Genomic DNA, 11,606 nt, shown 5'->3' with positions numbered 1-11,606 from the left:
ATGTCTCAGTTTAATCGATGCCGGATATTCGAGCGAAATCTGCCGGGCAATAGCAATTTTGCGCCAAGACTGTCGTTATCACGCGAACTGCTTCCCTTCCAAAGTTGCACATTCCTTGGCATGTTCCCAATCCGTGCCGTTTTTGACATCATGGCCCGGATGCGGAATGGTAAAAGGCAGAAAGCCAACAATGGGAGTTCGTGATGACAATCTACAAGAGTAATGGCGATCGCGTTCCGGATCACATCCACGTAATGGCCGAAGAAGCCAGGGCCGGACGTGTCGATCGCCGCGAGTTTCTCGCTTTGGCCAGCGTCTTCGGCGCGTCCACGGCGATGGCCTATGGCATGCTCGGCCTCGCCGACCCAACGCCGGCGAGAGCGCAGGACGTGGAGGGCAAGAAGGGCGGCATATTGAAGGTCGCTATGTGGATCAAGGATCCGAAGGATCCGCGCAAGGCCGACTGGTCGGAAATCGCTAATGCCGAGCGCCAGGCGCTCGAGCCGTTGGTCAAGTACACAAACGAATACACGTTCCGCCCCTACCTGCTCGAGAGCTGGGACGTCAACGACGATGCCACCGAGTACACGCTGCATGTGCGCAAGGGCGTCACCTGGAACAACGGCGATCCGTTCACCGCAGACGATGTCATCTTCAACTTCAAGCGTTGGGCCGACAAGAAGGCCGAAGGCAATTCCATGCCCGGCCGTCTCGGCTCGCTGGTCAAGGACGACAAGCTGGATGAGAGCGCAGTCACCAAGGTCGACGATTTGACGGTGAAGCTGAAGCTCAGCACGCCGGATATCGCCCTCATCCCCAACGTGTGCGACTATCCCGGTCTCGTCGTCCACAAGACCTTCGACGAAAAGGGTGGCGATTTCAAAGCCTGCCCGATCGGCACCGGCCCCTTCGAGCTCGTCTCCTACGATGTCGGCCAGAAAGTCGTCTACAAGCGCCGCGAAGACAACAAGTGGTGGGACGGCGAGGTCTTTCTCGACGGCATCGAGTTCATCGACTACGGCACCGATCCGGCGGCCACGGTCAGCGCCTTCGAATCGGGAGAGGTCCATACCAATTTCGAGACGTCAGCCGACTATGTGTCGATCCTCGACGGTGTCGACCTGGTCAAGTACGAGGTGGTCACCGCAGCGACCATCGTCTGCCGCACCAACGTGGCCAACAAGCCTTATGATGATCAGAAGGTCCGCAACGCGCTGCAGCTCGCAGTCGACAACGCTGTCGTGCTCCAGCTGGGGGGTGGCGATGCCGGTACTGTCGCCGAAAACCACCATGTCGCCCCGATCCATCCGGAATATTACGAGCTGCCGAAGATTGCCCGCGATCCGGCTAAGGCAAAGGCGCTGATGGAGGAAGCCGGGCAGGCCGATTTCGAGCACGAGCTGATCACGGTCGACGAAGACTGGCACAAGAACACCGGCGATGCGATCGCCGCGCAGATGCGCGACGCCGGCATCAAGGTGAAGCGCACGGTGCTGCCGGGTTCGACGTTCTGGAACGACTGGACGAAGTATCCGCTGTCGATGACCAACTGGAACATGCGGCCGCTCGGCGTCCAGGTTCTGGCGATCGGCTACCGCACCGGAGAAGCCTGGAACGAAACTGCCTGGTCGAATCCCGAGTGGGATGCCAAGCTCAACGCCGCGCTTTCGGTCGCCGACGCCGCCAAGCGCAAGGAGATGATGAAGGACATTGAGCAGATCCTGCAGGATTCCGGCATCATCATCCAGCCCTACTGGCGCAAGCTGTACAGCCATTCGGTCGCGGCGGTTAAGAACTACGCCATGCACCCGACCTTCGAGCGCGATTACGGCAAGGTCTGGCTCGACGAGGCCTGATCGGATCGATCGTGGAAGGGGCGGTTCGCCCCTTCCACCCACGCCATGCATGATCCCACAACCGAAAGTCGGCGCAGCAAAAAAGCGCAAACTCTTCGGATGAGGGCGTGCAATAAGACAGGGTTGATCGCATTCTGAGGGTCCGTTTGACAGCCAGCTCCGCCGATAGCGGCTGAGCTGGTTCCAAGCCGGCCTCAACCCCAACCAGACCGGCAGGGGACCGCCATGCTTTCTTTCATCCTTCGACGCCTCGGCACCATGGCATTGACGATGCTGTGCCTGACGTTGGTCGTGTTCTTCCTGATCAATCTCGACCCCAATCTGAAAAAGCTGGCGATTAGCCAGACCGAAATGCACACCTCGGCCGAGCAGCTCGAAAGCTGGCTGGTCAATCATGGCTACCGCCAGAATTTCTTCTCCCGCTACGGCCAATGGCTGGGTGTCGTGCCCAAGCAGCCGGTCACAGACCCGGCAACGGGCAAGCCCGGGCGACGTTTTTCCTTCTGCAACGATCCTGTCGAGCCGACGTTCTCCGGCGTGTTGCAGGGCGATTTCGGCTGCTCGACCAAGTTCAAGACGACGGTCGCGTCGAAGCTTTTCCCGGCGCTCGGCGCCACCGGCATCCTGATGTTCTGGGTGCTTGTGGTGATGGTGCCGATTTCGCTTCTGATCGGCATCCTCGCCGGCATGCGCGAGGGGTCGCGAACCGATCGGACATTGTCCGTCGCCTCGATCGCCTCGACGGCGACGCCCGAATATGTGTCGGGCGTCATTTTTACCGTCATCTTCGCCTCATGGCTCGGCCTGCTGAACGGTTCGGCGGCTTCGGCCAGCCGGGGCATCACCTTCTACAACTTCACGCTGCCTGTCATGACGCTGGCGATCTACGGTATCGGCTACATCGCCCGCATGACCCGCGCCTCGATGGTCGAGGTGATGACGCAGCAATATATCCGCACCGCCCGGTTGAAGGGCCTCTCCTTCGGCAGCGTCGTGGTCAAGCACGCGCTGCGCAACGCGCTGATCGCGCCGTTCACTGTCATCATGCTGCAATTTCCCTGGCTGCTCACCGGCGTCGTCATCGTCGAGGTGATGTTCCGCTATCAAGGCTTCGGCTACACGCTGGTCGAGGCGGCCGGCAACAACGACATCGATCTTTTGCTCGGCTGCTCCCTGGTCTCGGTGTTCATCGTCCTGATCACGCAGCTCATTTCCGATGTCGGCTATGCGTTTCTCAATCCGCGTATCAGAGTTCAATAGGGGATCGGGCGGATGCAGCTTGAATATATCGGCGCCTTCAACGTGGTGCTTGGCGTGCTTGCGCGTTTCTGGCCGGTCTGGATCGCTCTCGTCCTGGTGATGGGGGCGAGCTTCGCCTACAAGAAGAGGCTTGGCCTCTACGGTCAGCTGTTCGACAGTAGCGTCGGCATCGTCGGCGTCGGCATCTGCCTATTCTGGCTGTTCACGGCGATCTTCGCGTCGACCATCTCGCCCTTCAATCCGCTTGTCCAGATCCCGATCATGAAGGACGCGCTGCCGGGCGCGGTCGAGCCGCAATCCGGACTTGTCTACCTGTTCGGCGGCGACAAGCTTGCCCGCGACGTGTTCAGCCGCATGGTCTATGGCAGCCAGATCGTGCTGATCATCGCGCCGGCGGCGACCGGTTTCGCGCTGATGGTCGGCATCACGCTCGGCCTGCCGGCCGGCTATTACGGCGGCAGGATCGACACCGTGCTGTCCTTCCTCGCCAATCTGGTGCTCGCCTTCCCGGTGATCCTCCTGTTCTACCTCTTGGTGACGCCGGGCATCATGGAGACACCGATTCCCTACATGATGGCCGGCCTGTTCTTCCTGTTCCCGATCATCTTCTTCAGCGTGCTATTCTGGACGCGCTACAAGAAGCGGCCCGACCGCCTGTACATCCTCCTGGGGCTGACGCTGATCATTGGCGGCTGGGTCTACGCCGGCCTCGTCTTCGACGCCGACCCGTTCAGGATCATCCACATTGATCCCAACCAGCTCAACATCTTCGTGGCGGTGGTGTTCGCGTCCAGCCCCGGCGTGTTCCGCATCGTGCGCGGCCTGGTCATGGACATCAAAACGCGCGACTATGTGGCGGCGGCGCAGACGCGCGGTGAATCGCCCTGGTACATCATGCTGTGGGAGATACTTCCCAATGCGCGCGGGCCGCTGATCGTCGATGCCTGCCTTCGTATCGGCTACACCACGATCCTGCTCGGCACGCTCGGCTATTTCGGCTTGGGGCTGGCGCCAGAGAGCCCGGACTGGGGCACCGCGATCAAGGATGCCAGCCGGCTGCTGCGGTCCTTCATCCATCCGGCGCTGCCGCCGACGATCGCGCTGATGTCGTTCGTGCTGGGCCTTAATCTCCTGGCAGACTCGCTGCGTGAACAATCGATGAAAGATTGATGGACGGGTCTTCGACCCTACTTAGAAGAACCAGGATTGGAGCGACCCATGAATGAGGCAGTTCGAAATCCCGCCAAGCCGACCAATGGGCCGATCATCGAGATCGAGAACCTGTCGATCTCCTTCTTCACCCGCAAGGGTGAGATACCGGCCGTTATGGACTTCTCCTGCACGGTCATGCCCGGCGAAGCGATGGGCATCGTCGGCGAATCCGGCTGCGGCAAGTCGACCGTGTCGCTCGGCATCATGCGCGACCTCTCCAACATCGGAAAGATCGTCGGCGGCCGGATAAAATTCCAGGGCAAGGACATGGGCGACCTGTCCGACGAGGAACTGCGCGCCATCCGCGGCAACAAGATCGCAATGATCTACCAGGAGCCGATGGCCAGTCTGAACCCGGCGATGAAGGTCGGCCAGCAACTGATGGAAGTGCCGCTGATCCACGACAAAGTGTCGAAGGAAGAGGCTTATAAACGCGCGCTGGAAATGGTGCGCTCGGTCAGGCTGCCCGATCCCGAGCGCATGATGCGCTCCTTTCCGCACCAGCTTTCCGGTGGCCAGCAACAGCGCATCGTCATCGCCATGGCGCTGCTGTCGAAGCCGGCGCTGCTCCTGCTCGACGAGCCGACGACCGCGCTCGACGTGACGGTGGAAGCCGGCATCGTCGACCTGGTCAAGGGGCTCGGCGAGAAGTTCGGCACCTCGATGATCTTCGTGTCGCACAATCTTGGCCTGATCCTGGAAACCTGTGACCGCATCACGGTGATGTATTCGGGCGAAGCGGTGGAGACCGGCAAGATCAAGGACGTCTTCGACCGAATGCGCCATCCCTACACGCAAGGCCTATTCCGCTCGATCCCGCTGCCCGGCGCCGACAAGAATTCTCGGCCTCTGATCTCTATACCGGGGCAACTGCCGCTGCCGCACGAGCGGCCGAAGGGCTGCAATTTCGGCCCCCGCTGCCACCATTTCGTCGAGGGCGTCTGCAACGCCGCCGAAATCCCGATGATCGCTGTCGACGGCCATGAAGGCCATTTTTCGCGCTGCGTGCGCTTCAACGAGATCGACTGGGAAGCGCTGCCGCCCGGCGCCAAGAAGGTCAACGAGCGCGTCGAGCCCGGCGCGCCGGTGCTCAAGATCGAGGACCTCAGGAAATACTATAAGGTCGGCGGCAGCGAAGTGTTCGGGTCAAGCGAAGGCCGCGTCGTCAAGGCCAACGAGACGATCTCCTTCATGGCACGCGAATCCGAGACCGTCGCCATCGTCGGCGAGTCCGGTTGCGGAAAGTCGACGCTGGCCAAGGTGCTACTCGGGCTGGAGACGGCAAGCTCCGGCACTGTGACGCTCGGCAACAAGCGGATCGAGTCGACCGGCGTCGAGAAGCGCAGCGTCGAGACGGTGTCGTCGATCCAGATGGTGTTCCAGAATCCGTTCGACACGCTCAATCCCAGCCACTCGGTAGGCTCGCAGATCATCCGCACGCTGGAAAAGTTCAACGTCGGCAACACCGTCGCCGACCGCCGCAAGCGCATGCTGGAGCTTCTCGACCTGGTGAAGCTGCCGCGGGCGTTCGAGACCCGCAAGCCGCGCCAGCTTTCCGGCGGCCAGAAGCAGCGCATCGGCGTGGCGCGGGCCTTTGCCGGCGACGCCAAGGTGGTGGTAGCCGACGAGCCGGTCTCGGCGCTCGACGTGTCGGTGCAGGCGGCGGTGACCGAGCTTTTGATGGACATCCAGCGCAAGAACAAGACGACGATGCTGTTCATCAGCCACGATCTGTCGGTGGTGCGCTACATCGCCGACCGGGTCGTCGTCATGTATCTCGGTTATATCGTCGAGCAGGGCACGACCGACCAGATCTTTTCGCCGCCCTATCATCCCTATACCGAGGCGCTGCTGTCGGCGATCCCGATCGCCGACACCAGTGTGATCAAGAAGCACATCGTGCTGGAGGGCGACATTCCGTCAGCGATGAACCCGCCGACCGGCTGTCCGTTCCAGACGCGATGCGGCTACAAGAAGCTGGTGCCGGACAATCTTTGCGAGACGCAGGTGCCGCCGGTCAAGCATCTCGGCGACGGCCATATGAGCCTGTGCTGGCTTGCCGACGATGTGCTGGCGAAAATGGAGCCGGTGATCAAGTTCGACAAGGAGCATGCCGCCAATGAAGGCGTGCCGGACGACGCGCCGCAAGGTGTGGGTCCGGGCTTTGCCGGCACCCCGCCCAAGCGTCCACATGGAAAGCGGCCGAAGCTGACGGAGGGTTAGATCCGTGGCGCCGTCAACGCGCGCACTGGCGTAGCTGCGCGGCGTAGTCCTGCGCCATCTGCTCGGTGGCCCGCGCGTAGCGCTGCACGCCGGCGTCGCCGCGATTGCCGCGGCCGTAGGCTGTCCAGCCGAGATAATAGGCTAGATAGAGATTATAGGTGTCGTTGCGGGCGATGCCGAGCGTGTCTGATGTCTTGGAATGGTACCAGCCGACGAAATCGACGGCATCGGCAAACCTGGTGCGGCGCGCCGCCCAGCTGCCCGTCTCGCTCTGGTACTGCGCCCAGGTGCCGTCGAGCGCCTGCGAGAAGCCGGTGGCGCTGGAGACACGTTTCCAGGGAATGAAGCCGAGAAGCTTGGTGCGCGGCGGCCTGGCATTGCTCTTGAAGCCGGATTCCTTGCGCACCGTCGCCATCAGCACAGGAACTGGCACACCGTATTTCTGCTCGGCGCGTTCGGCCGCTGCCTGCCAGTTGTCAAACCAACCGTCATTCTGGTCGAAGACGGCGCAGACATCGTTGATATGGCTCGGCGGCGTCGCGCAGGCCGACAGCACGAGCAGCACGGTAACAGCTACAATTTTACTAAAACTTGACCTACGCATCGGAGGAGGATTAGGCCGAAAACATAAAGGGAATCTTGCGGCGTTTCTTAACGGCTCATCGGCTGCTTTGGCCGGGGCACAGCGAGGATGGATATTCCGACGTTTTCTGTCGCTTTTGTTGGAATGAAATTCCCAAAATGCCGCCTTGGCTAAAATCACGCCCGCAGGTGGCGGATTTCTGACAGCCCGATCCTCGTGCCGGCGCTTTGATGCGCCGCATGACCGAACCGAGACGCAAGCGCGGCGCCGAGCGAACCAGCAACAGGGGACCGGTTGCCATCCCGCAACTGCCGCTGCGGCGCGTCACCAATCCCTATCCGCCAATGGCGATGCTTTCGGCCGACCAGATCGAGGCGATCCACCAGGCGTCGATGCACATTCTGGAGAATTTCGGCATCGAGGTGATGAGCCCGCGAGCGCTTTCGCTGTTCGAGAAGGCCGGGGCCAAGGTCGATCATGCGCCGATGACAATCCGCATCGACCGGGGCATGGTCGACGAGGCACTGAAGACGACGCGGTCGAGCTACCGGCTTACGCCGCGCAACCCGGCCCATACCGTCCATCTCGGCGGCAACACCATCAACTTCACTCTGGTCGCCGGACCGCCCAATGTGCATGACATGGAACGTGGCCGCCGCGCCGGAAACTTGCGCGACTATGACGATCTCACCCGGCTGGCGCAGCATTTCAACTGCATCCACATGCTGGGCAATCAGGTCTGCGCGCCTGTCGACCTGCCGGCCAATTCACGCCATCTCGACACCTACTTCGCCAATCTGACGCTGACCGACAAAAGTTTTCACGTCTCGGCGATCGGCCGGGGCAGGGCGCTCGACGGCATCGAAATGATGGCGATTTCGCGAGGGCTGACGCTTGATGAGATGCGCGATGATCCCGGCGTCACCACCATCATCTCGGTCAACTCGCCGCGCCGCTTCGACGAGATGATGGCCGAAGGCCTGATGACCATGGCCGAGTTCGGCCAGTCGGTCGCGGTGACGCCGTTCACGCTGATGGGCGCGATGAGCCCGGTGACGCTTGCCGGCGCGCTCGCGCAGCAGAACGCCGAGGCATTGTTCGGCGTGGTCTTGACGCAGCTTGTCCGACCCGGCGCGCCGGTCATGTATGGCGCCTTCACATCCAATGTCGACATGAAGTCCGGCGCCCCGGCCTTCGGCACGCCGGAGAACACCAAGGCCAACATCGCTTCCGGGCAGTTGGCGAGGCGTTACGGACTGCCCTACCGGACAACGCCGGGTTCGGCCTCCAACGCCGCCGACGCGCAAGGCGCCTATGAGACGCTGATGGCGCTGTGGGGCGCGGTGCTCGGCCACGGCAATCTCGTCTACCACGCAGCCGGCTGGCAGGAAGGCGGGCTGACCGCGTCGTTCGAGAAGTTCATTATCGACGTCGAGATGATCCAGCACATGATGGAATTTTTGCGCCCGATCGAAGTCAACGAGGCGGAACTCGCCGTCGAGGCGCTGGGTGCTGTGCCGACCGGCGGCCATTTCTTCGGCGAGCCGCACACGCTGGAGCGCTACGCCACCGCCTTCTACCAGCCAATGCTCTCCAACTGGCAGAACTACGAGGCGTGGCAAGAGGCCGGCGGGCTCGACGCCACGGCGCGCGCAACGCGGCTGTGGAAGAAAGCGCTGGAAGATTATGTCGAGCCGACGATGGATATTTCTGTGCGCGAGGCGCTGGAGGCGTATGTGGCGAAGCGCAAGGAAGCGATTGGGGCGGGTGAGCCGTGATGGCCACAGGTTTGCGCTCGTATACCCCTCTCTGTCCTGCCGGACATCTCCCCCTCAAGGGGGGAGATTGGCTGTCACGTTTTCCTTCGCCAATCACCAACGTTGAAAGAAGCATGGCGGCGCCGTCGCTGCTGATCTCCCCCCTTGAGGGGGAGATGGCCGGCAGGACAGAGAGGGGTGGCTTGGCTCCTCCCGTCCCGATTCATCGTTCCCCTCCAACTCATTGAAATAACGAGAAAACCCATGAAATCGCATGCAAAGGTCGTGGTCATAGGCGGCGGTGTCGTCGGCTGTTCCGTGCTGTTCCATCTGGCGCGTCACGGCTGGACCGACATCGTGCTTCTGGAGCGTGACGAGCTGACTTCCGGCTCGACCTGGCATGCGGCCGGCGGCATGCACACGATCAATGGCGATCCCAACGTCGCCAAGCTGCAGAAATACACGATCTCGCTCTACAAGGAGATCGAGGAGCTGTCCGGCCAGGCGACCGGCGTGCATCTGACCGGCGGCGTGCTTCTGGCGGCGACCGAGGCGCGGCTCGACTGGCTGCGCGGCGTTGTCGCCAAAGGCCGCTATCTCGGCATCGACCTCGAGGAGATTTCGCCTAACGAAGCGGCCGAGCTGATGCCGCTGCTCGACCCGAAGCAGTTCGTCGGCGCCGTCCGCAACAAGGAGGATGGCCATCTCGATCCCTCGGGTGTCACCCATGCCTATGCCAAAGCCGCGCGGAAACTTGGCGCCGAGGTTGAGCGCTTCACCAAGGTCGAGGACATCGTGCGCCGCGCCGACGGGCTGTGGCGCGTCATCACCAACAAAGGCGAGGTGGTGGCCGAGCATGTCGTCAATGCCGGCGGCCTGTGGGCGCGCGAGGTCGGCCGCATGGTCGGGCTGGAGCTGCCGGTGCTGGCCATGGAGCACATGTATCTGATCACCGAGGACATGCCGGAGGTTGCCGCCTGGAACCAGAAGACCGGCACGGAGATCATCCATGCGGTCGATTTCGACGGCGAGCTCTATCTGCGCCAGGAGCGCGGCGGCATGCTGATGGGCACTTACGAGAAGGCCAACAAGCCATGGTCCGAATTTTCGACGCCGTGGAATTTCGGCCACGAACTGCTGGAGCCCGACATCGACCGCATCGCGCCATCGCTGGAGGTCGGCTTCAGGCATTTCCCGGCCTTCCAGAACACTGGCATCAAGCAGATCATCAACGGTCCCTTCACCTTCGCGCCGGACGGCAACCCGCTGGTCGGGCCGGTGCGCGGCCTGCCTGGTTTCTGGGTCGCCTGCGGCGTCATGGCCGGCTTTTCGCAGGGCGGCGGTGTTGGCCTCGCACTGTCGAACTGCATGATCGGGGGCGACCCCGGCGCCGACATCTGGGCGATGGATGTGTCGCGCTATGGTGACTGGGCAACGATGGCCTACACCAATGCCAAGGTGCGCGAGAATTATTCGCGGCGTTTTTCCATCCGCTTCCCCAATGAGGAGCTGCCTGCCGGGCGGCCGCTCAAGACCACGCCGGTCTACGACCTCTTGTCGGCCAAGGGCGCGCAATGGGGCGTGGCCTTTGGACTGGAAGTGCCGCTTTGGTATGCGCCCGAGGGCGTCAAAGATGAGTTCTCGTGGCGGCGCTCAAGCGATTTTGAGCATGTCGCAAACGAGGTGAGAACGGTGCGGACAAGTGTCGGCCTGTCGGAAATTTCGAACTTCGCCAAATATAGGGTGACCGGCGAGGGCGCTGCGGTCTGGCTCGACCGCCTGCTTGCCTGCAAGCTGCCAAGACCCGGCCGCATGACGCTGGCGCCGATGCTGAAGGAAGACGGCAGGCTGATCGGCGATTTCTCGCTGGCCAATCTCGACAGTCCCAATTCCAACGGGGAGGGCTGGTTTCTCGCCGGCTCCGGCATTGCCGAGCAGTATCACATGCGCTGGTTCGAGGCGCATCTGCCGCAGGACGGCTCGGTTCGTGTCGAGGCGCTGGCGGCGAAGCTGACGGGCCTGTCGATCGCTGGACCGAATGCGCGGGAACTCCTGGCAAAGGTCACGCGGGCAGATGTCGCCAATGCGGCGTTTCCGTTCATGGCCATCCGCAAGATGGATATCGGCATGGCGCCGTGCCTGGTCGGCCGCGTCAGCTACACCGGCGATCTCGGTTACGAGATCTGGGTGGCGCCGGAATATCAGCGCGCGGCGTACCAGACCCTGATGGCAGCGGGTGAAGAATTTGGCCTCGGCCTGTTCGGTTCGCGCGCGCTCAACGCGCTTCGGCTGGAAAAGAACTACGGCTCGTGGGCGCGCGAATACCGGCCGATCTACGGGCCGCTGGAGGCCGGTCTCGATCGCTTCGTCGCCTACGGGAAAGAAACCGATTTTGTCGGCAAGCAAGCGGCACTCGCCGAGCGCCAGCAAGGCGGCAAGCTGCGGCTGCGCGCCTTTGTCGTCGATGCGGCCGACGCCGACGTCATCGGCGACGAGCCGATCTGGTTCGACGGCGCCGTGCGCGGCTGGGTCACGTCAGGCGGCTACGCGCACCATTCGAAGGCGTCCGTGGCCATGGGCTATGTGCCGAAGGAGATCGCCGACGAGGCCGACGGCTTCGAGATCGAGCTTCTGGGTAAGCGCTATCGCGCGCGCGTGCAGCCGTCGCCGCTGTTCGACGCGAATCTCGAGCGGATGCGGGGGTGAAGGCGCCGC

At 62.4% G+C, this 11,606-nt stretch carries 7 protein-coding genes; 6 read left to right on the top strand and 1 reads right to left on the bottom strand.

Going from position 1 to position 11,606, the window contains the following annotated elements; all coding sequences use genetic code 11:
• Positions 1–203: 203 nt before the first annotated feature.
• The 4 genes from RPG13_RS24860 (at position 204) to RPG13_RS24845 (ending at position 6,551) form a co-directional block, all read left to right on the top strand.
• Positions 204–1,856, top strand: coding sequence for an ABC transporter substrate-binding protein (locus tag RPG13_RS24860; RefSeq protein ID WP_127205702.1), 1,653 nt, complete (start codon positions 204–206; stop codon positions 1,854–1,856).
• A gap of 225 nt (positions 1,857–2,081) precedes the next feature.
• A complete protein-coding gene (locus RPG13_RS24855; protein ID WP_095482910.1) occupies positions 2,082–3,116 on the top strand; it encodes an ABC transporter permease in 1,035 nt (344 codons plus the stop codon).
• A 12-nt stretch (positions 3,117–3,128) separates the two neighbouring features.
• Positions 3,129–4,286 carry an ABC transporter permease gene (locus RPG13_RS24850; RefSeq protein WP_095482909.1) on the top strand — a complete coding sequence of 386 codons (1,158 nt, stop codon included), beginning with the start codon at positions 3,129–3,131 and terminating at the stop codon, positions 4,284–4,286.
• A gap of 48 nt (positions 4,287–4,334) precedes the next feature.
• Positions 4,335–6,551, top strand: a complete 2,217-nt coding sequence (locus RPG13_RS24845; RefSeq protein WP_095482908.1) for a dipeptide ABC transporter ATP-binding protein — start codon at positions 4,335–4,337, stop codon at positions 6,549–6,551.
• A 13-nt stretch (positions 6,552–6,564) separates the two neighbouring features.
• On the opposite strand, the gene RPG13_RS24840 is transcribed toward RPG13_RS24845, so the two are convergent.
• Complete coding sequence (locus RPG13_RS24840; RefSeq protein ID WP_095482907.1) at positions 6,565–7,155, bottom strand: transglycosylase SLT domain-containing protein; 591 nt, start codon at positions 7,153–7,155, stop codon at positions 6,565–6,567.
• A gap of 218 nt (positions 7,156–7,373) precedes the next feature.
• Between RPG13_RS24840 and RPG13_RS24835 the strand changes: the two genes are divergently transcribed.
• Both RPG13_RS24835 and RPG13_RS24830 read left to right on the top strand, forming a co-directional pair.
• Positions 7,374–8,912 (top strand): trimethylamine methyltransferase family protein, encoded by a 1,539-nt coding sequence (locus RPG13_RS24835; RefSeq protein ID WP_158302498.1) that lies wholly within the window; start codon positions 7,374–7,376, stop codon positions 8,910–8,912.
• 243 nt (positions 8,913–9,155) lie between these two features.
• Positions 9,156–11,597: a GcvT family protein gene (locus tag RPG13_RS24830; protein WP_337126254.1), complete on the top strand. Its 2,442-nt coding sequence runs from the start codon at positions 9,156–9,158 to the stop codon at positions 11,595–11,597.
• The last annotated feature ends 9 nt before the right edge of the window (positions 11,598–11,606 follow it).

Origin of the sequence: Mesorhizobium sp. ISC15 (genome assembly GCF_037162615.1) — a bacterium.
Lineage (GTDB): Bacteria > Pseudomonadota > Alphaproteobacteria > Rhizobiales > Rhizobiaceae > Mesorhizobium > Mesorhizobium mediterraneum.
The sequence above is the reverse complement of the archived record's forward strand: the minus strand, read 5'-3'. Positions and strand labels throughout refer to the sequence as shown.

Excerpts from the sequence above, each read along its gene's own strand:
- RPG13_RS24855 (WP_095482910.1), top strand. The coding sequence starts at position 2,082 with ATGCTTTCTTTCATCCTTCGACGCCTCGGCACCATGGCATTGACGATG.
- RPG13_RS24845 (WP_095482908.1), top strand. The coding sequence starts at position 4,335 with ATGAATGAGGCAGTTCGAAATCCCGCCAAGCCGACCAATGGGCCGATC.
- RPG13_RS24850 (WP_095482909.1), top strand. The coding sequence starts at position 3,129 with ATGCAGCTTGAATATATCGGCGCCTTCAACGTGGTGCTTGGCGTGCTT.
- RPG13_RS24860 (WP_127205702.1), top strand. The coding sequence starts at position 204 with ATGACAATCTACAAGAGTAATGGCGATCGCGTTCCGGATCACATCCAC.
- RPG13_RS24840 (WP_095482907.1), bottom strand. The coding sequence starts at position 7,155 with ATGCGTAGGTCAAGTTTTAGTAAAATTGTAGCTGTTACCGTGCTGCTC.
- RPG13_RS24835 (WP_158302498.1), top strand. The coding sequence starts at position 7,374 with ATGACCGAACCGAGACGCAAGCGCGGCGCCGAGCGAACCAGCAACAGG.
- RPG13_RS24830 (WP_337126254.1), top strand. The coding sequence starts at position 9,156 with ATGAAATCGCATGCAAAGGTCGTGGTCATAGGCGGCGGTGTCGTCGGC.